16 protein-coding genes are annotated in these 20224 nt (G+C 62.5%); 8 read left to right on the forward strand and 8 right to left on the reverse strand.

The window, feature by feature from the left end; genetic code table 11:
* Positions 1–15: 15 nt before the first annotated feature.
* From folE2 to ahcY, 4 genes are all read right to left on the reverse strand, one after another.
* The gene (folE2, locus tag V8352_RS08335; protein ID WP_336423812.1) at positions 16–1116 is read right to left on the reverse strand and encodes a GTP cyclohydrolase FolE2; all 1101 of its coding nucleotides are present in this window, start codon (positions 1114–1116) and stop codon (positions 16–18) included.
* Between the two features lie 123 nt (positions 1117–1239).
* Entirely contained in the window at positions 1240–1581 is a 342-nt protein-coding gene (locus V8352_RS08340; RefSeq protein ID WP_336423813.1) for a DUF2853 family protein, read from the reverse strand.
* 341 nt (positions 1582–1922) lie between these two features.
* On the reverse strand, positions 1923–2588 hold the full coding sequence (locus V8352_RS08345) for a PRC-barrel domain-containing protein (protein ID WP_336423814.1): 666 nt from the start codon (positions 2586–2588) through the stop codon (positions 1923–1925).
* Positions 2589–2759: 171 nt separating this feature from the next.
* Positions 2760–4151 carry an adenosylhomocysteinase gene (ahcY, locus tag V8352_RS08350; RefSeq protein WP_336423815.1) on the reverse strand — a complete coding sequence of 464 codons (1392 nt, stop codon included), beginning with the start codon at positions 4149–4151 and terminating at the stop codon, positions 2760–2762.
* Positions 4152–4276: 125 nt separating this feature from the next.
* Here ahcY and V8352_RS08355 point away from each other — a divergent pair, with 125 nt between their 5' ends.
* From V8352_RS08355 to msrA, 3 genes are all read left to right on the forward strand, one after another.
* Entirely contained in the window at positions 4277–4870 is a 594-nt protein-coding gene (locus tag V8352_RS08355; protein WP_336423816.1) for an HD family hydrolase, read from the forward strand.
* Positions 4867–5352 carry a GNAT family N-acetyltransferase gene (locus V8352_RS08360; RefSeq protein ID WP_336423817.1) on the forward strand — a complete coding sequence of 162 codons (486 nt, stop codon included), beginning with the start codon at positions 4867–4869 and terminating at the stop codon, positions 5350–5352. The genes V8352_RS08355 and V8352_RS08360 overlap by 4 nt, the downstream gene beginning before the upstream one ends.
* A 123-nt stretch (positions 5353–5475) precedes the next feature.
* A complete protein-coding gene (gene msrA, locus V8352_RS08365; protein WP_336423836.1) occupies positions 5476–6126 on the forward strand; it encodes a peptide-methionine (S)-S-oxide reductase MsrA in 651 nt (216 codons plus the stop codon).
* Positions 6127–6251: 125 nt separating this feature from the next.
* Here the strand turns inward: msrA and V8352_RS08370 are convergent, their stop codons facing one another.
* Both V8352_RS08370 and V8352_RS08375 read right to left on the reverse strand, forming a co-directional pair.
* A complete protein-coding gene (locus V8352_RS08370; protein ID WP_336423818.1) occupies positions 6252–6974 on the reverse strand; it encodes a 2-dehydro-3-deoxygalactonokinase in 723 nt (240 codons plus the stop codon).
* Positions 6974–7393 carry a TIGR01244 family sulfur transferase gene (locus tag V8352_RS08375; RefSeq protein ID WP_336423819.1) on the reverse strand — a complete coding sequence of 140 codons (420 nt, stop codon included), beginning with the start codon at positions 7391–7393 and terminating at the stop codon, positions 6974–6976. Before V8352_RS08375 ends, V8352_RS08370 begins: the two co-directional genes overlap by 1 nt.
* Before the next feature lie 126 nt (positions 7394–7519).
* Here V8352_RS08375 and V8352_RS08380 point away from each other — a divergent pair, with 126 nt between their 5' ends.
* Complete coding sequence (locus V8352_RS08380; protein WP_336423820.1) at positions 7520–11101, forward strand: hydantoinase B/oxoprolinase family protein; 3582 nt, start codon at positions 7520–7522, stop codon at positions 11099–11101.
* Between the two features lie 45 nt (positions 11102–11146).
* Positions 11147–11911: a RadC family protein gene (radC, locus tag V8352_RS08385; RefSeq protein ID WP_336423821.1), complete on the forward strand. Its 765-nt coding sequence runs from the start codon at positions 11147–11149 to the stop codon at positions 11909–11911.
* A gap of 58 nt (positions 11912–11969) precedes the next feature.
* Here radC and V8352_RS08390 read toward each other — a convergent pair whose 3' ends face one another.
* Positions 11970–13112, reverse strand: a complete 1143-nt coding sequence (locus V8352_RS08390; RefSeq protein WP_336423822.1) for an extracellular catalytic domain type 1 short-chain-length polyhydroxyalkanoate depolymerase — start codon at positions 13110–13112, stop codon at positions 11970–11972.
* Between the two features lie 50 nt (positions 13113–13162).
* On the reverse strand, positions 13163–14095 hold the full coding sequence (locus V8352_RS08395) for a nitrilase-related carbon-nitrogen hydrolase (protein WP_336423823.1): 933 nt from the start codon (positions 14093–14095) through the stop codon (positions 13163–13165).
* 294 nt (positions 14096–14389) lie between these two features.
* On the opposite strand from V8352_RS08395, the gene V8352_RS08400 reads away from it, so the two are divergent.
* From V8352_RS08400 to V8352_RS08410, 3 genes are all read left to right on the forward strand, one after another.
* The gene (locus V8352_RS08400) at positions 14390–15406 is read left to right on the forward strand and encodes an AI-2E family transporter (protein WP_336423824.1); all 1017 of its coding nucleotides are present in this window, start codon (positions 14390–14392) and stop codon (positions 15404–15406) included.
* A gap of 53 nt (positions 15407–15459) precedes the next feature.
* Positions 15460–16482, forward strand: a complete 1023-nt coding sequence (locus tag V8352_RS08405; RefSeq protein WP_336423825.1) for a chemotaxis protein CheB — start codon at positions 15460–15462, stop codon at positions 16480–16482.
* A gap of 277 nt (positions 16483–16759) precedes the next feature.
* Positions 16760–20224: CheR family methyltransferase (locus V8352_RS08410; RefSeq protein ID WP_336423826.1), on the forward strand; the 3465-nt coding region annotated here is incomplete at its 3' end.

Below are 20224 nucleotides of genomic sequence, written 5' to 3' on the forward strand. Positions count from 1 at the left end.
TATGCGGCGTCCCGCTCAGCCGACGTGAAATAGCGTAGAAAACAGCTTGGGATCAAGGCTTTGCGCGGTAAACGTCTCACCCTCGGTCAGGACGCTGACGGCATCGTGGCTATGCAGGCTCTCCTGATGGCTGGCAACGACCCGAAAATCGCCAATGCGCCCATCCGCGAGCAATCGCTCGCAAAAAAGGCGCGCGGCATCTTCGACAAAGATCGGATTGGCTGCATTTAGCTCGGCAAAGGCCTGCTCGTCCTCGCGCTTGACCATCACTTGCGTCTCGGTCGGCACGGCGGCGCGCGCCAGATCGATCAGATCCTCGAACCACAGGCAGTCATTGCAGCACACCTCGACCGAGATCCGCGCGACCGAGCGCTGAGAATGGGGCGTGGCCAGCTGCCCGCGGGCCTGGCGCGCATGCTCGCTCAACTCCAGTGAGCAGGGGCAGGTGCTGGAGTAAACGTAATCGAGATGCATGAACTTGCGGCGCACGCCCTCAACCTCGACCAGCTCGAGCGCGATGTCGTAATATTGATACCCCTCCAGCCCCGAGCGGAGCGAACGGACCTTGGCAGGGTAGGAAAAACGCATCTGGATCCGCGCATCGATCGAGCCGAGGTCCGCGATATAGTCATCCAGCGCCGCCTCAATTACTTCGAAGCTGAAGGTCTTTTCCGCATGCTTGTAAAAGCTGCGCATGATGCGGGACATGTTGATGCCCTTCTTGTCGGCATCAAGACTGACAGTGCCGGTAACCGAAGTCTCAAGCGTCAGATCGCCGTTGTCGCGCGCATGAAAACGGATCGGCAGACGGAAATTCGAAATGCCGACATGCTGCAACTGCTGGCGCGAGCCTCGGATCAGCGACGCGGGACCGTTCTGAAGATCAGGCATCGTTGCGCGATAGGCGTCATCCGGCTCGAAGTCATCCGGATAGTTGCGCGACAGAGCCGGATAGTTGGCCACCTCGCCGCGCGGCAACAGACGCGCGATGGACGGATCGAGGTCAGCGACCTCCTCGGGTGTGGCCGCCGCGGCCCAGCGACGCAGGAGGGCCAGCGCATCCATCGCGTCATCGCGGTCTGGTGCGGCCTCCATGCCGGGTGTGTGATGTGTCATTCTGCGGCTCCTTGCCTAAAAGACCAGACCGTTGATTTAGAACTGCCGATAGCGATTGCCACGGAAAAGCAAAAGCGCCCGCCATGGCTGCATGACGGGCGCATCACGGTGCTGCAAGCCAGTTTAGCCGTAAACAGCCTCTTTGCCAAAATGCTTGGTCAGCATGTAATAAACCACGGCGCGGTATTTGTTGCGCTCGGACCGCCCGTAAGTGTCGATCACAGAGTTGATGGCTTCCATCAGGTGCGGACCATCCGCAAGGCCCAGCTTCTTGACGAGGAAATTGTCTTTCACCGTCTCAAGCTCGCCCTCCTGGGTCGCGGCGACGGTCGAGGCATCGGCATCATAGATCGACGGGCCGCAGCCGATCGTGACCTTGGTCAAAAGGTCCATATCAGGCGTCATGCCACATTTCGTCTTCAAATCTTCTGCGTAGCGCGCGATCAAATCGTCACGTTTGCCCATCTCAAATCTCCTTTTGTCGCGGTAACTCCGCTAATCAATGACCCTCACCGCCAAGCGGCTGAGCAAAGGTTATCGGCTGCGGTCCATTTCACAAAGAAAAAATCAAATCTGCGCCCTGCGCACAAAGAAACGCAAAAGACCCCCGGCCAGCGTGGCCGGGGGTCCAAGCGCCAAAGATGACTTTGGCATGGTCAAGCAAGGTAGACTTAGTCGGTTGTCGACTCTTCGGTCTCTTCGTCGTCTTCGCTGGACGAGTCACCCTCGGAACCTTCTGTGTCCGTGTCATCGGACTCGGAGTCATCACTCTCTGCGTCATCTGACCCACTTTCATCAGACCCACTTTAATCCGAGCCGCTGTCATCCGAGCCACTGTCATCCGAAGTGGATTCATCACCCTCTTCCGTGGACTCATCACTGTCGTCGGTGGATGTGCCTTCGGTGTCCATGCCTTCGCTCGATGTGTCATCGGTGGTTGCGGGCTCGGCCGCGTCATCCGTCGTTGCATCATCAGACATGCTGTCCGATGTGGTCGCGGAATCGTCCGACATGTCGTCGCTCGCCATCATATCGGCAAGCGGCGTCTCGTCCGGCAAGCCTTCAAGGCCCGACTCGTCGATCTCGGGACGTTCTTCCAGCGCCTCGCGCGTGGTTTCCATCGTGACCATCTGCTGATCCGCGTCATAGCCGAGTTCGTCCAGCGGAACGGCGACAGTATGCTCGCCAAGACCCAGGAAGCCACCGATACCGATGACCGCCTCGGCAGTGCCACCTGCGCCGACAACATAATCGATGTCGCCGATGGATTCGCCATTGGGCTCATAGACGCTCATACCCACCAGATCACCCACGGTCATCTCGTCAATCGAGGTGAAGGCCGGGGTCATTGCCGGCGCATCGGCCGCCATTCCAGTATCCGTGCCGGTGCCCGTCGTGGTATCTTGGGCGATTGCGCCGCCTGCGATCAATGCGGATGCGGCTGCGGTCATCATGAGTTTCTTAAGTGCCATTGTGTATTCCTCCTTGGCTACACGTTACGCCAAGGTAAGGAATGATGGCCCCCGCCGGTTCCGGCCCAGATCAACTATTTGAAAGCCCCGAAACCAAAACAGGCAGAAACCCGCCAAGGGCCCTGCCTGAATCGGCGGAAACACGTCAGTTCCCGACAAAATTGAGCAAAATCAGTAGCGATAATGCTCGGGCTTGAACGGACCTTCGGGCGTCACGCCAATATAGTCAGCCTGCTCCTTGCTGAGCGGCGTCAGCTTGACCCCAATCCGATCGAGGTGCAGACGCGCGACCTTTTCATCCAGATGCTTGGGCAGGATGTAGACCTCGTTCTTGTATTGCTCGCCGTTCTTCCACAGCTCGATCTGCGCCAGCACCTGATTGGTAAAGCTGGCCGACATGACAAAGCTGGGATGTCCGGTGGCATTGCCAAGGTTCAACAGACGGCCCTCGGACAGAAGGATCAGACGGTTGCCCGAGGGCATCTCGACCATGTCCACCTGTTCCTTGATGTTGGTCCATTTGTGGTTCTTGAGGCTGGCCACCTGAATTTCATTGTCGAAGTGGCCGATGTTGCCGACGATCGCCATGTCCTTCATCTCGCGCATATGCTCGATGCGGATCACATCCTTGTTGCCGGTCGTGGTGATGAAGATATCCGCCGTCGCCAGCGTATCCTCCAGCAGAACCACCTCGAAGCCATCCATTGCGGCTTGCAGCGCGCAGATAGGATCGACCTCAGTCACCTTGACGCGTGCACCCGCACCGGCCAGCGACGCCGCCGACCCCTTGCCGACATCGCCGTAGCCCATGACGACGGCGACCTTGCCGGCCATCATGGTATCGGTCGCGCGGCGGATGCCATCGACAAGGCTTTCCTTGCACCCATACTTGTTGTCGAACTTCGACTTGGTCACGCTGTCGTTCACGTTGATCGCCGGGAAGGGCAGCTGGCCCTTTCTGTGCAGATCATAGAGGCGGTGAACGCCCGTGGTCGTCTCTTCGCTGACACCCTTGATCGCATCGCGCGTCTTGGTGAACCAGCCGGGGCTTTCCTTCATCCGCTTCTTGATCTGGGCAAAGACGGCCTCTTCCTCTTCCGAGGTGGGCACTTCGATCAGATCGGTCTCGCCCGCTTCGACACGCGCGCCCAAAAGCACGTAGAGCGTCGCATCGCCGCCGTCGTCGAGGATCATGTTGGCGCCTTCGGCAAACTGGAATGACCGGTCGAGGTAATCCCAATGCTCGGTCAGGGTCTGGCCCTTGATGGCAAAGACGGGCGTGCCGCCCTCGGCGATGGCCGCCGCCGCGTGGTCTTGCGTGGAAAAGATGTTGCACGATGCCCAGCGCACTTCGGCGCCAAGCGCATTCAGCGTCTCGATCAGAACGGCAGTCTGAATCGTCATATGGAGCGAGCCGACGATGCGCGCACCCTTCAGCGGTTGCGCCTCGCCGAACTCCTCGCGCAGGGCCATCAGGCCCGGCATTTCGGTCTCGGCGATGTCGAGTTCCTTGCGGCCGTAGGCGGCCAGATTTATGTCCTTGACGATATAGTCTTTTGCCATTGGAGTTGGCTCCTTGGGAAATGAGGGTTGAGGGGCAGATAGCACCGGGTGGGCATTGCGGCAATGCTGGAAGACCCGCGCGCCGGGCGCTATGGAGTGGGGGCAACGATACCGAGGGGGCCCAAATGGCAAATCCGCGCGCATGGCAAAAGATGCTCTCGGGCCGCAGGCTCGATCTGCTGGACCCGACACCGATGGATATCGAGATCACCGATATCGCACACGGCCTCGCCTTTGTCGCCCGCTGGAACGGTCAGACGCTGGGCGATTACGCCTATTCGGTGGCCGAACATTCGCTGCTGGTCGAAGAGATATTCCGCCGCATCGCCCCCGGTGCGCCAGCCAAATGGCAGCTGGCCGCGCTTCTTCATGATGCGCCCGAATACGTGATCGGCGACATGATTTCGCCTGTGAAGAACGCGGTTGGCCCCGGCTATGACGAAATGGACCAGCGCCTGATGGCCGCGATCCACATCCGCTTTGGCCTGCCTGCCACGCTGCCCGTTGCGGTCAAGAAGCAGATCAAGAAGGCCGACAGGATCAGCGCCTGGATGGAGGCCACACAGATCGCGGGCTTTGACATGGCCGAGGCCGACCGTTTCTTTGGCCGGCCCGATGCTGCGCTGATGGGCGGGCTGACGATCCGCCTGCGTCCCCCGCTTGAGACGCGCAGCGATTTCACCGCCCGCACCGATGCGCTGTTGGGGTTGATGGCATGATCCATGTGCGCCGCGCCACGCCGCTGGATGCCCCGCCGATGGCAGAGCTGCTGAACGGGATCGTGTCGGCAGGCGGCACCACCGCCCGCACGGAGCCTGTCACCAGCCGCGATATGGGCCGCATGATGGCAACCGCGCCAGACCGTTCGGCCTGGCATGTGGCGTTGAATGCAGATGGCGCCCTGCGCGGCTTTCAATACATCGAGCCTGCGCCGCATCTGCCGCCCGAGGCCTGCGACATCGCCACCTTCGTTCAGATCGGACGCACCGGTCTGGGGATCGGATCGGCTCTTTTCAGTGCGACGGCCAAGGCGGCCAAGGCGCTGGGATATGTCTGGATCAACGCCAACATCCGCGCCGACAACGAGGGCGGCCTGATCTACTACCAAAGTCGCGGCTTTCGCGATTATGCCCGCCGCGAGGATGTCGCCCTTGCCTCGGGCGAGCGGGTCGACAAGATCCTCAAGCGATACGATATCTAAAGCGTTTCGGCTCACCACTTCTCACCCTTGCGTGAACCTGTGTTTCGGCGGGTTGGCGGGGGCGCACGCTTGGGCCATGGTATCCCCAGTTATCAGAAGGATGCACCCCCCGTGACCCAAGTCATGACCAATCTCAAGACCCTGCTGCTGGGCGGGCTTATCGCCATAGGCTTTGCGGCCGATGGAACAGAGGCCCATGCCGCCGAAACCCAGATTCTGACCGTCGCTGGCGGATGTTTCTGGTGCGTCGAGGCCGATTTTGAACAGGTCAAAGGCGTGAGCGAGGTTGTCTCCGGCTATACAGGCGGCACCACGACGAACCCGACCTACGGCGATGTGACCGGCGGCAATACCGGCCACTACGAGGCGGTTCAGATCATGTATGATCCCGATCAGGTGACCCGCCCCCAACTTCTGCACATGTTCCTGCGGTCGGTCGATCCGACCGACGCGGGCGGTCAGTTTTGTGATCGCGGCGACAGCTATCGCACGGCAATCTTCGCAGATGGCACAGCGGCGCAGGAAGCAACCCAAGCGATCGAACAGGCGCAAAGCGAGCTTGGCCAAGAGATCGTCACCCCGATCCTGCCCGAGCAGACATTCTACGAGGCCGAGGATTATCACCAGGATTACTACAAGAGCGATGAGACCAAGTTCACACGCTTTGGCATCAAGACCTACGCGGAATCCTACAAGCTCTACCGCGATGCGTGCAAACGCGACGCGCGCGTGCGCCAGCTATGGGGTGATGCCGCCCCCTTCGCTCAGAAATAAACCCGGCTGTCAGATGTGTGTGAGGCCGCCTAGCGCGGCCTCCTCCCTCGGATCGTCTGACTCACGGCCTTGGCTGTTTCTTGGGTCAAATACCCCAACGTCCACAGCCACACCGCGCGCAGTGATCAGCCGGTCAGACCCGCCGCCTCTGCGAGCGCATGTATGCCTGCCTCCCACGCCTTGGCCCGCGGCACCGCTTCGGCAATGACACCCTGCGCCTCCAGCGCCTCGGCGTAGGGCGCAGCGGGCCCGATGATACGCAGTTCCTGGCCCAGCCAATAGGCGCGCATCGCGGCCAGTTCGGCGCCCAGAAGATGGCCCAGCACGGCGGCGCTGGCCCCGGTCAGGGCTGCGGCGTTCAGATGCGCGGCAAGCCGCTCGGGGCGCGACATCGTATCGCTCAGCGCACTCGCGTCGAGCGCATCGCCAGACGCGCCCAGCGCAGCAGCCAGTCGCCCCGTTGCCGCCCCTTGAAAGCTGACGATCTCGCGCGCGCTTACATGCACCCAATGGGTGACGTCTGCCTCGGGGATCAGCATGATGCCGTCCCAATCCGGCTGCGCCGCCAGCGCCCCCGCGATCAGAACGCGCGCTTCGGGCGGCAAAAGGGCGGCAGGCCCCGCCTGCTGAAGCGCGCCAAGCGTGCCCGACGCCACATCGAGCGTCTTGGCCGGGGGCGATCCGCGCACGGCGGCATTGAGCGTCACCAGACGCTCCGGCGCGATCCCAGATGCCTTCGCCACCTCTTCCAACGAGGCGAAATCATGCGCGGCGATACGGCCGCCCTCAACCGCGTAGAGCGTCACCCGCCCCCCATCGAGGAGGGCCGCGCCCCACGCACCCGGCATCAGGCCCGGCCCGACATCTGCGCCACGATCCCGCGCACATCATAGCCCGCATTCGCCGCCGCCGAGACGATCTCGGCGTCAGGCATCTGGCCGACCTGCACGATGCTCCACACAGTCGTGCAGCGCGTGCCGCTGCGACAATAGGCCAGGATCGGCTGCGGCAGATCCGCCAGTGCGGCCTTGAAATCTTCCACGTCGCGCTCGCTCAGGCTACCCGAGACGATCGGCACAGTGCGGAATTCCAGACCTTCGGCCCGCGCCGCCGCCTCGATGGCAGCAACATCGGGCTGGCCTGGATCCTCCCCATCGGGGCGGTTGCACATGATCGCGCGAAATCCCGCCTCCTTGATGGCAGGCACATCGCCCGGTGCGATCTGGGGTGAGACGCTGAAATCGTCGGAAATCCTGCGCAGGTCCATGGGGCCGCTCCTTGACTTTGGTTCGCGGGCAATATGGGCGCAAAGCCGCCCCGGTTTCAATGCCCCACGCCCGTTGACATTCCCCGCGCCGCCCCCAAACCTGAGGGCCGCATCATAGGGGGCGTCATGGACAAGCGTTGGGAATTCTGGATCGACCGCGGCGGCACCTTTACCGATATCGTGGCGCTGGACCCATCGGGCACGCTCCACACGCACAAGCTGCTGTCCGACAATCCCGAGCGCTACGAGGATGCCGCCGTCGAGGGGATCCGCCAGCTGATCGGACAGGACGAGTTGGCCCCACAAAGCATCGCTGCGGTCAAGATGGGCACGACCGTGGCCACCAATGCCCTTCTGGAGCGCAAGGGTGCGCCTGTGCTGCTGATGATAACCGGCGGCTTTCGCGACCTTCTGCTGATTGGCCACCAGACCCGGCCCCGCCTGTTCGATCTGAATATCAAGCGGCCCGACCTGCTCTATGACGAGGTGGCCGAACTTGATGAGCGTCTGGATGCCAGCGGCGAGGTCATTCGCCCCCTGGACGAGGATGCGGCACGCACCGCGCTACAAACCAGCTATGACAAGGGCATCCGCGCCGTCGCCATCGCCGGGTTGCATGCCTATCTGAACCCGCAGCATGAGACCCGCGTGGCCGAGATCGCCCGCGACATCGGCTATACCCAAGTCAGCACTAGCCATGAGGTCAGCCGCCTCGCCAAGCTGGTCGGCCGCGGCGACACCACGGTCGTCGATGCCTATCTGTCGCCCATCCTGCGCCGCTACGTCGACCGCGTGGCGGATGCGCTCGACCTCGGCACGGCCTGCGAGCGGCTGCTCTTCATGCAGTCGAATGGCGGCCTGACCGAGGCGCGGCGCTTTCAGGGCAAGGATGCCATCCTCTCTGGCCCCGCAGGCGGTATCGTCGGCATGGTGCATACGGGCCGCGCGGCGGGGCACGAGCGTCTGATCGGCTTCGACATGGGCGGAACTTCGACCGATGTCAGCCACTTTGCAGGCGATTACGAGCGCAGCTTCGAGACCGAGGTCGCAGGCGTGCGCATGCGCGCCCCTATGATGGATATTCATACGGTCGCGGCGGGCGGCGGCAGCATCTGCAAGTTCGAGGATGGCCGCTTTCAGGTCGGCCCCGAAAGCGCGGGCGCCGACCCCGGCCCCGCCTGCTATCGCCGGGGTGGCCCGCTGACCGTGACCGACTGCAACGTCATGCTGGGCAAGTTGAACCCCGATCACTTTCCGCAGGTCTTTGGCGAGGGCGGCGATGAGCCGCTGGATGCGGATGTCGTGCGCGCCAAATTCGCAGAGCTGGCCGATCATGTCGCCGAGGCCACGGGCGAGCCGGCGCGCAGCCCCGAGGACATGGCCCATGGCTTCCTGCGCATCGCGATCGACAACATGGCCAACGCGATCAAGAAGATCAGCGTGCAGCGCGGCCATGACGTGACGCGCTACACGCTTCAATGCTTTGGCGGCGCGGGCGGGCAACATGCCTGCGGCGTGGCCGATGCGCTGGGAATGACGCGGGTGCAGATCCATCCCTATGCCGGGGTTCTGTCCGCCTATGGAATGGGCCTTGCGCCGATAACAGCGATGAAGGAGGCGCAGATGGATGTGCCCCTCCCCGAATATCCGCGCGCGATGGAGACGGTGGGCAAGCTCGGGGACGAAACGCAGGCCGAGGTTGCGGCCCAAGGGGGCGAAGGCAGCACCGTCACGCACCGCCTGCACCTGCGCTACGACGGCTCGCACCAGACGATCCCGGTCGAAGGCAGCACCGAGGCCACTGCGCGCGAGATGTTCGAGGCCGCGCACAAGCAGCGCTATGGCTTCATCTCGCCGGGGCGGGACATCATCATCGACATGGTCAGCGTCGAGACCAACGGCACCAGCCGCGAGGATATCGCCCTGACGCCGCCCGAAGGCGATGGTGCGCCCGCCGCGCTGATCCCGATGTATGAAGGGGGCGCCGAGAGCGGGGCCTGGGCCGATGTGCCCATCCACAGCCGCGACACCCTGAACTCCGCCAGCCGCATCAAGGGCCCCGCCATCATCACGGAGCCAACAGGAACCAACGTGATCGAGCCGGGCTGGACCGCGCGGCTCGATACCCGCGCGAACCTCGTGATCGAGAGGCACGCGGCCCAGCGCGGTGAGGCGGCAGGCACCAAGGCCGATCCGATCCTGCTGGAGGTCTTCAACAACCTCTTCATGTCCGTCGCCGACCAGATGGGCGCGACGCTGGCAAACACCTCGTGGTCGGTCAACATCAAGGAACGGCTGGATTTCTCGTGTGCGATTTTCGATGCCAAGGGCGATCTGGTGGCCAATGCACCGCACGTCCCGGTGCATCTGGGTTCCATGTCGGACAGCGTCAAGACGATCATGCGCCTCAATCCCGATGCGCGACCCGGCGATGCCTTCATGCTGAATTCGCCCTATAATGGCGGCACGCATCTGCCCGATGTGACGGTCATCACGCCCATCTTCGACGGGGAGACGCCCGTCATGTGGCTGGGGAGCCGCGGGCACCACGCCGATATCGGCGGGCGCACCCCCGGCAGCTCGCCCCCCGACAGCACGCATATCGACGAAGAAGGCGTGTTGATCGACAACGTCCAGCTCGTCAAGGCTGGCGATTTTCTGGAGGCAGAGGCCGAAGCCGTCCTGCGCGGGGGCCGCTATCCTTGCCGAAACGTGCAGCAGAACATGGCGGACCTCAAGGCGCAGGTGGCCGCGAACGAGACCGGCAAGCAGGCCATGGCAGGCGTGGTCGAGACCTATGGCCTCGACGTGGTGCAGGCCTACATGGGCCACGTGCAGGACAATGCCGAGGCGGCCGTGCGCCGCGTGATCGACAAGCTCGCCGATGGCACCTTTCGCTATCCGATGGACCATGGCGCCGAAATTTGCGTCTCGATCAAGGTGGACAGGGACGCGCGCGAGGCCGTCATCGACTTTGCCGGAACCTCGCCGCAGCATGGCGGCAATTACAACGCCCCCCGCGCGATCTGTGACGCGGTCGTGCTTTACGTGTTCCGCACGCTGGTGGGGACAGATATTCCGCTGAACCAAGGGTGTCTCAAGCCACTGCGCGTGATCGTGCCCGAGGGCTCGATGCTGAACCCCGTCTATCCCGCCGCCGTGATTGCAGGAAACACCGAGGTCAGCCAGGCGACCTGCAATGCGCTCTATGGTGCGCTGGGGGTGATCGCGGGCAGTCAGGGCACGATGAACAATTTTGTCTGGGGCAATGACGTGTTCCAGAATTACGAAACCATCGCCGGTGGCACCGGTGCAGGGCCGGGTTTCAGAGGCTGCGATGCGGTTCAAAGCCACATGACCAACACCCGGATGACCGACCCCGAGATCCTTGAAAAACGCTTTCCCGTCCGGCTGGAAGAGTTCTGCATCCGTCCCGGCTCGGGCGGGGCGGGCGAATGGCAGGGCGGCAATGGCGTGATCCGGCGCATGCGGTTTCTGGAGCCGGTCACCGTCACGACGCTCTGCTCGCACCGCGACATTGCGCCCTTCGGCGCAGAGGGCGGCGCGCCCGGCGCGGTCGGGCGCAACTGGGCCGAGCTGCCCGATGGCACGCGGCGCGCGCTGAAGGGCTGCGATGAGATCGAGCTGGAGGCAGGCGCGGTGTTCGGAATGGAAACGCCTGGCGGCGGCGGATGGGGCAAAAGCTGACCGGTCTTAACCGGGCGTTAAGCATTCCGGCGCAATCTGCGACGCATGAGCGGATATTCACATTTCAGCGAGGCGGCCCTGCCCCTCTTCGGCGGTGACGAGGCGCCTCAAACTGAGGCCGCGCCGGGCGCTTCGCAGCCGTCCTATATCCGCGACCATCGCGCGCGGCTGCGCGCGCGATTCATGCAGGGCGGCGCCGATCCGATGCCCGATTACGAACTGCTGGAACTGGTGCTCTTTCGCGCCATCCCCCGCCGCGACGTCAAGCCGCTGGCGCGCAAACTTCTGGATCACTTCGGGGATTTCAACGGCGTGGTTTCGGCGCCAACCGCACGGCTCGAAAAGATCGGCGGTGTCGGCGAGGCCGTCATTGTCGAGCTCAAGATCATCGAGGCTGCCAGCCAGCGCCTGAGCCGCGCGCGCGTCATGCGGCGGCAGGTCATCTCGTCCTGGGATGCGCTCCTCGACTATTGCCACACGACGATGGCGCACCGCGATACCGAGCAATTCCGTCTTTTCTTTCTCGATACCAAGAACACGCTGATCGCTGATGAGGCGCAGGCAACCGGCACGGTCGATCATGTGCCCGTCTATCCCCGCGAGGTGGTCAACCGCGCGCTGGAACTGAATGCATCGGCGCTCATCCTTGTGCATAATCACCCCTCGGGTGATCCGACGCCCAGCGAGGCCGACATCGTCATGACCCAAAAGATCAAGAACGCCGCCGAGGTGATGGGCATTACCCTGCACGATCACCTGATCATCGGCAAATCCTGCGAGCTCAGCTTTCGCAGCGAGGGGTATCTGTAGATCAGGGCGGCTCAAATGGTGATGCCGGCAAGCCGTGGGCCAAGATCCGCTCGCAAAGCTAGGCCAGAAAGAACCTCACCATCTGAACCGAGGCGTCTGGTCCCTTGGTATCGGTGTATGATCCGGCGGCCCTTCCCCCAGACCACGTGTGGCCACCACCCTCCAGCACCCAAAGCTCCAACAGGATCTTGCCGTCAGCCCCGGCAAAATTACTGCGGGCGTAGGCGCGCCCGCGCACCGATCGGTTGCTTGTTTTTGCCGGAACCGCGTCCAAACCGAGGGCCGCAGTGACGAGGCCAGGCGCGTTGGACGGATGGATCGTCTTGTCCGAATCCCCTTGAAAGACAATGCGGCGCACCGGGCTGGCCGAGAGTGTGGCAGGGACCGCGCCTTCTGAATTGCCCCCGCTGCGCATCGCCGACATCGCAGAAAGCGTATTGTGAGCCGCCCCGCGCGGCAGGCCGGAATGGATACCTGCCGCGCTGAAGACATCAGGATAGACATCCACCAGGATTGCCGCCATGGCACCGCCCGCAGACAGGCCCGCCACAAAGACGCCGCTCCGATCAAGCCCGAATTCCCGTGTCAGCTTGCGTGCCAGGGCGGCCAGCATCGCAGGTTCGCCCGCCCCGCGAAACTGATCGCGTGGCCGGAACCAATTCCAGCACGACGCCCCGGTGCTGCGTCTTGTCTGCTCGGGGTAGGCGACGGCGAGCCCATGTTTTTCCGCGACTGCGTTCATGTGGGTGCCGACCGCGAAATCGTCGGCCGTCTGGTTGCACCCATGCAGCATGAGGATCAGGCCGTTCGGTGACTGGGGCGCGCTTGCCGGCAGGTAGAGCCTGTAGCTGCGCGATCCGGTGGCACTGCGATGTTTGCGCGTTATGAACTGCGCCCCATTGGGGATGCGCGGCACGAGGCTTGGCCGCGATGACTTGGCACGCGGAAGCAACGAGCGCTTGGTTTTCAGTTGCTTGCCCTTGCCGCTTGGTTTTTTGGCCGTGGTGCTGACCGCAGCCTTGCGCGCCCCTGCCTTGCGCCGCGCGGGTTTCGGCGGGGTCATGGCGGTAAGCGGTGCCATGGCGGTGTCGATCATCATTCCCGTTACTGCCCTTTGCATGGATTGCGATGCCTTTGACATCTTGGCAGGGCGCAGCATCCGGTTTACCCGGCGCATGCTGGCGAAAAGACTATGTTTCATGGGGATTTTCTCCGAATATTCGGGCGATTTCGGCCACGCGAAAAGGGATGTCAGGCGCCGGTGACGTCGAGTTGCCTGGCACTCCAGGATGCAGGGTTGACCTCGGCCTCTGCCGCCCCGTTACGGATCCGCCTGCATTGACCGACAGGCAGATCGCGGACGGTCAAATTAGCGCTTGATCCAGCCGAGGCAGGCTGAGGGGCGAGCGTTGCAAAAACGCCATCCAGCGAAATCGAGACATCGCAGGGCAAGAAGGCGGCCGCCCCTCCGACGCCGGTATCGGTCGCCGGATGTCCCATCGGAACGCCCACGGCCCCTACGACACAGACAGCCGTCTGCGCCTCGGTTGCCCGGGACCACGCGCAGCCGAACACGCGGTTGTAGCCCGTGATCATGTCAGCCTTGGCGGGGATCAGGATCAGGTCGAGGTCCAGTTGGCCCAGCCGCGCCCAAAGGGCCGTGTATTCGACATCGAGGCAGACGATCATCGCCACCCTCAGGCCGTGCCATGAAAACACGTTGATCCCCGTGCCGCGTGCCGTTGGCCCGTCGCCGCCACCCTCTTCCAAAGGTGTCAGGCTCAGCTTGTCTTGATGAAAGATCTGGCCATCTGCGGCAAGGAACCATGCGCGATTGGTCACGCTGGTTGACCCTTTTACGCGGTGGGGAATGGTTCCGGGCAGCAGGGCGACGCCATACTGCGCACTCAGCGCCTTCATCGAGGCCAAGGCGTCCTCACCCATCTCGGCCAGCCACGCCAGACGCTTGAGCGGCGGCAGGTCAGCCGGGGCAAATGCGAGCCACTGAGCGCAGGCGTATTCCGGCATGATCAAGGCAGCCACTTCGTGTTTTGCAGCATTGGACAGTCGCTGCTCCACACGGGCGAGCCACGATTCGAGGTTGAGAGTGACGGGTTCCAAATTCGCGGCCCAAAGGTCGAGAGAGATGTGTTCGACGGGGCCATCTGCCCGTGAGACCATCATGTCAAATGTCCCCGCGCCGTTGCGCCGGGTTCGATTTCACCGCTGTTCATGGAAAGAGATCTCCTGAGAGTTGCATAGCCCACGGCCTTCAGCACGTCCGGTCGAAGGCCATACACAAGGATACCGCGCAACGCGCGTTTCCGTTCCCGAATGCGGTCAAAGCAATTCATCCGCGCGGGCCACTCAACGCGCGAAACCGGCCATGACACGGCGGACAGACGGGAACGACAGGCACGCGGGAAGGTTACAACCCTAGGACAATGAGCGGATATGCCCCGCCGGAGGAAAATACGCATGCGGGAGGAGCGCGGGATCAGAACCAATACGATACTTCTGACGGCAGGGCTGCTTCTGATCGTCTATTTCCTCGGGGATGTCTTCCTTCTCGTCTTCGCGGGCGTGCTGCTCGCGGTGGGGCTCGACGGTATTGCGCGCGCAATCGGGGGCCGGCTTTCCATTATGCGCGGCAGGGCTCTTGTCGGGGTGATAATCGCGATCACGGTTTTCATCGTCGGTGCCTTGAGCCTTGCGGCGACGCGCCTCTTGCAACAGTTCTGGGAAGTCCGCGAGAGAGTGGTCAAATTCGCGGAGCGGGCGATCGAATGGCTTACCGAGCTTGGCGCGCTGCCCATGATGGAGGAGATGAATGGCGAGAACGGCGAGAGCTCTGGTGCCGTGAGCGATGTGGCGGGCCACGCCATGAGTCTTGGTGTGACGGCGGTCGGTGTCGCCTCCAGCCTCCTCATCCTCATCGTGCTTACACTGTTCCTGTCGGCCAATCCGGCGCTCTACCGCGACGGGCTGGTGCGCCTCGTGCCGCCTGATCGAAGGGACATAGTTCAGGAGACACTATCTGCCTTGGCCCACGCCCTGCGCTGGTGGTTCCTCGGGCAACTTGTCTCCATGACCCTTCTCGGGGTGACAGTCGGGCTTGGGCTCTTCTTGCTGGGCGTTGACCTGTGGCTGACGCTGGCAGTGCTGACGGCGTTGTTGACGGTGGTGCCGTTCATCGGCCCGCTCATCGCGACGGTGCCGATCGTGGCCGTGGGGTTTACCGAGGGCACCCAGACCGGGATCATCGTGCTGGCCGGTTATCTGGTCATTCAGAACATCGAGGGGAACATCGTCGGGCCGCTGATTCAGGAAAAGGCAGTAAACCTTGCGCCTGCGCTTTTGGTCGCCGTGCAGGTGCTTCTGAGCCTCATTTTCGGGTTCATGGGGCTGATCCTTGCCGCGCCACTTACAATCGTTGCCATGGTTTCTGTTCAGAAATTATGGGTCGAACATACATTGGGCGAGAAGGTCACATAGGCGCCCGTCAGGCAATCCGCCAGTTAGGCAATGCCTCGGATTTGGAGAATTGAATGGCTGCAACCAACGATCATATGCTCATCGTGGTAGGCGCTTCGGCAGGTGGCATGCAGGCGCTCAAGGAGTTGGTTGCGCAATTGCCGGGCGATTTTCCAGCGCCTCTCCTGATCGTCACCCACATGAGCCCCGAGACGACTGGCGAAGCGCTCGTGCGCGCGCTTGACGACGCCGGGCCCCTGCACTGCGAGCATGCAAAGGACGGGCAGCGATTTGAACCGGGCACGATATATTTGGCGCCCTCGGATCGCCACATGCTGGTCGAGGGGGATGAGATCCTTCTGACCAAAGGGGCGCGGGAAAATCGGTCGAGGCCCGCAATCGACCCCCTGTTCCGCTCGGCGGCGGTTGCCCATGGCAATCGCGTCATCGGGGTGATCCTCACCGGATATCTGGATGATGGCACCAGCGGCATGATGGCCATCAAGCGATGCGGCGGACTCTGCGTTGCTCAGGACCCCGCTGATGCCGCCCATGCGGACATGCCGCGGTCGGTGATCGCCAATGTGGGCGTGGATCACTGCGTGCCGATCATCAGAATGGGCGCGCTGCTGAGTGAGCTGGCGCGCGCAACACCGGCAGAACGGACACCTCCACCGGACGACGTCGTGATCGAGGCAAGGATCGCGCGCCGCGTCCTGAGCGATTTGCCATCGGTCGAAGCGCTGGGAGATCAGGTTCCCTTCAACTGCCCTGACTGCGGCGGCGTTCTGTGGAAGATAAAGGCCGAAGGCCCCTCACGTTTTCGCTGTCATACCGGCCATGCGTTTACCTCTGCGGCCCTCCTGACCGCGCAGTCCGCGCGGATTGAGGAAACGCTCTGGACGGCGCTGCGCATGTTCGAGGAACGTCAGAACCTGGTCGCCACGATGAAGAACCGCAGCACAGGCGCATCGTCGTCGGCCCTTTCGCAGCGCGCCGAGGAAGCGCAAGTGCATATCGACCGTATCCGCGCAATGCTGAAGGCGACGGATGTCCCGGTCGATGCAATGAATGTCGACGAGTCCGATCTGGGCTAGACGCCTTGGTCACGGGCGAAGTCGACAGCATTGGTCAGATTCACGTCATCGAAGAATCGGCACCGATTTAAACATACCCCAAAGATTTGCACACACCCCGTGCCGCGACGCCTGATCCCAAGGCCGTCGAAGTGATGAAGTATAACCTAGCCCCGATGTTCAAATAATCTGACGGACGATAGGGATGTTTGATATGTATAGGGAGTTAGGAAACCTAACGTCCGGTTGGTAATTATCAACTTACCAGCTACAGGGCCGAAATACCCACCAATCTGCATTGGAACAGACCATTTCAAAAGACGAAGCGCACAAACCTCTGCCCGTCATCGCCGTTGGTGCCTCTGCTGGCGGGCTGGAGGCGTGCCGCGCCCTGATGATAAAGATACCCGGTGATACGCCAGCGGCGTTCATCCTGATCCTGCACCTCGACCCGACGCATGAGAGCATGGTGATCGACCTGCTGGAGGGTCATACCGACCTCAAGGTCGTTCAGGCGGTTGACGGCATGGCGCTGCGCAAGGGGCATCTGCACGTCATACCGCCGGGTGTCTTCCTCACCGTCAAACAGAATATCCTGCACCTGTCCGAGCCGGATGAGGGCAAGCACGTGCGATTTCCCTTCGACGTGCTGTTGCGCTCGCTTGCCGAGAATACGGATGCCCTGCCGGGGTGCATCGTGCTGTCTGGCACCGGGACGGATGGCAGCAAGGGCATCGACGGGATCCGTGACGCGGGAGGTCTGGTAATCGCGCAGAACCCAGACGAGGCGGAGCATGCAGGTATGTGCGAAAGCGCCATAGCAACCGGCGGCGTGGAGCATGTTTTGCGCATCGATGAGATGCCCGAAGAGATCGAGCGGTTTCTCAAGGAGGATGCGGGTGATCTGGCCCCGGATGCGAGCCCGCAGGCATGCGTTGAGGCGATGGACACGCCCAATGATGCGATTGATGAGGCCACGACTGGATATGATGACCTGCTGGCATTCATCGGAGACCACGCATCGCGGGATATCTCGCAATACAAGCGCGGCACGCTGGAGCGCCGGATCGCGCGCCGCATGGCCATCGTTGGTCTGAGGCCGGATGAAATTCCCCGGTATCATGAATTGGTGCAGTCGGATGGTGACGAGCGCAACAAGCTGATGGCCGATCTTCTGATCCACGTCACCAGCTTTTTCCGAGACCCCGAAGTGTTCGAGCATCTGGCTGACAAGGCCATTCCCGATCTTGTGGCGGGGCTGCCTGCCGACCGGCCGCTGCGGCTCTGGGTTGCCGGGTGCAGCACGGGCGAGGAGGCATACAGCCTCGCCATCAGCTGCCGCGAAGCGATCGAGGCGACGGGGTCCGACACCCGGCTTCAAGTTCTGGCCTCCGACGTCGACCCTGAATCGGTCGCGACCGCGCGTGCGGGCTTTTACCCCAAGGACATAGAGGCTGCCGTTTCCCCGGAACGTCTGGCACGTTTCTTTGTATCCGAAGAAGGCGGCTGGCGTGTCAGCTCGGCATTGCGGGACGTGATCGTCTTTACCGTCGCGGATTTGCTGTCGGACCCGCCATTTTCCAGAATCGACCTCGTGTCGTGCCGCAACCTGCTGATCTATCTGGATGCGGAGGCGCAAAAGCGCGTTGTCGCGCGCTGCTGCTTTGCGTTGCGACCGGGCGGTTTGCTGCTGCTGGGGGCTGCCGAAATGCCGGGGCAGACCGATGCCTGTTTCGCCATTGCGGACAAGAAGGCGCGGCTCTGGCGCCGGGTGGGGCATAGCCACCCAGCCGATCTGCATTTTCCGGTTGGTGAGCGCAAGGAAACGCCGCCACCACAGCCCGACCGGGAACCCTCACGGCGAACCGCGCTGGCGGACCTCTGCCGGCGGATTGTGATGGAGAACTACGCGCCCGCCGCGATCCTGATGAACACCCGGCTGGAGTGTCTCTATCTGCTCGGTCCGACTGAAAAATACCTGAAGATGAGTCAGGGCCATCCCGATCCCGGCGTCCTTGGAATGCTGCCCAAGGCGCTGCGGTCAAAGTTTCGCAAGGCAGCGGAGTCCTGCACGCCGTCAAACCCGATCGTAACGATCTCAAGCGGGCACCTGGAAGGGTTCAGCAGCTTCGATATCGCCCTGCATGCGGTCTCGGCCGGGCAAGAGCCGCTGTTGCTGGCCTGTTTTCTCGACACCGCGCTCCCCGGCCTGGCCCCTGCGCAGGGGTCTTCGCCCAAGGGCGGCAAAACCCGCACCGCCGATCTGGAAGCCGATCTGGCCGCCACGCGCCGCGATCTCAAGGATGCGTTGCGCGATCTGGAGCAAGAGGTCGAGGCGCATAGCAGCGATGCCGCCGAGGCGCTGTCGGTCAACGAGGAATTCCAGTCCACCAACGAAGAGCTGCTGGCCTCAAAGGAAGAATTGCAGTCGCTGAACGAAGAGCTGACCGCGCTGAACGGTCAGTTGCAGGAAACACTGGAGCGTCACCGCACCACCGCCAACGACCTGCAAAACGTGCTCTACAGCACCGATGTGGCGACCCTGTTTCTGGACCTCGATCTGAACATCCGGTTCTACACCCCCGCGATCCGAAACATTTTTAACGTTCGTGCAAGCGATGTCGGCCGCCCGATTGCGGACCTCGCCGCCGTGGCGCGCGACAACGAACTGGATGCGGATGCGCGCGCGGTGCTGGCGACACATGACCCGATCGAACGCGAAACCTCGGGGGCCGAAGGCAAGTGGTTTTTGCGCCGCGTCCAACCCTATCGCGCCGAGCGCAACCTCGTGGAAGGCGTGGTGATCACTTATACCGACATCACCGAAAACAAGCGGACCAATGCCGCGCTTCTCGCCGCGATGAACGAGGCAGAGCGGGCGACCAAGGCCAAATCGCGGTTTCTGGCTGCGGCCAGTCACGACCTGCGCCAGCCCTTGCAGTCGATGGCGCTGCTGCACAGGCTGATGGCCCCGAACAAGGCATCGACCGAGGGCGCGCGATTGGCCATGCTTCTGGACCAGACGCTGAACTCCATGACGGGGATGCTGGACTCGATGCTGGATGTGAACCGGATAGAGTCCGGCATTGTCCACCCCGACATTCGGCCCGTCGCCATTGATCCGCTCATGAAGCGCCTTGTGGACGAGTTCAGCCCCTTGGTTGATGTGAACGGGCTGCGGCTACGGTCCGTAACATGCAGCGCGTGGGTGCGCACCGACCCGCAGCTTCTGGAGCAGATGTTGCGCAACCTTTTGTCGAACGCGGTGAAATACACCAAAAAGGGTGGCATCCTGATCGGGTGCCGTCCCAAGGGGGATCAACTGACCGTTCTCGTCTGCGACACGGGCGTGGGGGTATCAGAAGCGGAAAGCAAAGAAATTTTCGACGCCTACTACCAGGTTGACGGCGATGCGCAATTTGCCGGGAACGGCCTGGGCCTCGGCCTGTCGGTTGTTCAGCGGCTTGCAGAGCTGATGGAGCATCCGATTTCGGTGAATTCGGCTCCGGGCAAGGGATCGAATTTCATGATCTCACTGCCACGTGTCGAGCCTGAGCCCGAGGGGCCGCGTCCGGCAGTCCGCAAGTTTACTGCCGCCGAGGCACAGACGGGAACGATCCTCTTGGTCGAGGACGAAGAGCAGCTCAGGGACCTCATGAAAGACGTTCTGACCAAGGCGGGCCACACCGTCATTTCCAGGGCCGACGCCAAAGAGGCGCTGACCTGGGCCCAGGACACTGACATGCCGCCCGATCTTTTGCTG

The sequence above is a fragment of the Roseovarius sp. D0-M9 genome (assembly GCF_037083805.1).
Classification (GTDB): domain Bacteria; phylum Pseudomonadota; class Alphaproteobacteria; order Rhodobacterales; family Rhodobacteraceae; genus Roseovarius.

What these genes read in the sequence shown, in the direction of transcription:
- V8352_RS08355 (WP_336423816.1), top strand. Translation starts at nt 4,277, where the DNA reads ATGGCAAATCCGCGCGCATGGCAAAAGATGCTCTCGGGCCGCAGGCTC.
- V8352_RS08370 (WP_336423818.1), bottom strand. Translation starts at nt 6,974, where the DNA reads ATGCCGGGTGCGTGGGGCGCGGCCCTCCTCGATGGGGGGCGGGTGACG.
- V8352_RS08395 (WP_336423823.1), bottom strand. Translation starts at nt 14,095, where the DNA reads ATGATGGTCTCACGGGCAGATGGCCCCGTCGAACACATCTCTCTCGAC.
- V8352_RS08390 (WP_336423822.1), bottom strand. Translation starts at nt 13,112, where the DNA reads ATGAAACATAGTCTTTTCGCCAGCATGCGCCGGGTAAACCGGATGCTG.
- V8352_RS08375 (WP_336423819.1), bottom strand. Translation starts at nt 7,393, where the DNA reads ATGGACCTGCGCAGGATTTCCGACGATTTCAGCGTCTCACCCCAGATC.
- V8352_RS08380 (WP_336423820.1), top strand. Translation starts at nt 7,520, where the DNA reads ATGGACAAGCGTTGGGAATTCTGGATCGACCGCGGCGGCACCTTTACC.
- V8352_RS08360 (WP_336423817.1), top strand. Translation starts at nt 4,867, where the DNA reads ATGATCCATGTGCGCCGCGCCACGCCGCTGGATGCCCCGCCGATGGCA.
- radC (WP_336423821.1), top strand. Translation starts at nt 11,147, where the DNA reads ATGAGCGGATATTCACATTTCAGCGAGGCGGCCCTGCCCCTCTTCGGC.
- folE2 (WP_336423812.1), bottom strand. Translation starts at nt 1,116, where the DNA reads ATGACACATCACACACCCGGCATGGAGGCCGCACCAGACCGCGATGAC.
- msrA (WP_336423836.1), top strand. Translation starts at nt 5,476, where the DNA reads ATGACCAATCTCAAGACCCTGCTGCTGGGCGGGCTTATCGCCATAGGC.
- V8352_RS08405 (WP_336423825.1), top strand. Translation starts at nt 15,460, where the DNA reads ATGGCTGCAACCAACGATCATATGCTCATCGTGGTAGGCGCTTCGGCA.
- ahcY (WP_336423815.1), bottom strand. Translation starts at nt 4,151, where the DNA reads ATGGCAAAAGACTATATCGTCAAGGACATAAATCTGGCCGCCTACGGC.
- V8352_RS08345 (WP_336423814.1), bottom strand. Translation starts at nt 2,588, where the DNA reads ATGGCACTTAAGAAACTCATGATGACCGCAGCCGCATCCGCATTGATC.
- V8352_RS08400 (WP_336423824.1), top strand. Translation starts at nt 14,390, where the DNA reads ATGCGGGAGGAGCGCGGGATCAGAACCAATACGATACTTCTGACGGCA.
- V8352_RS08340 (WP_336423813.1), bottom strand. Translation starts at nt 1,581, where the DNA reads ATGGGCAAACGTGACGATTTGATCGCGCGCTACGCAGAAGATTTGAAG.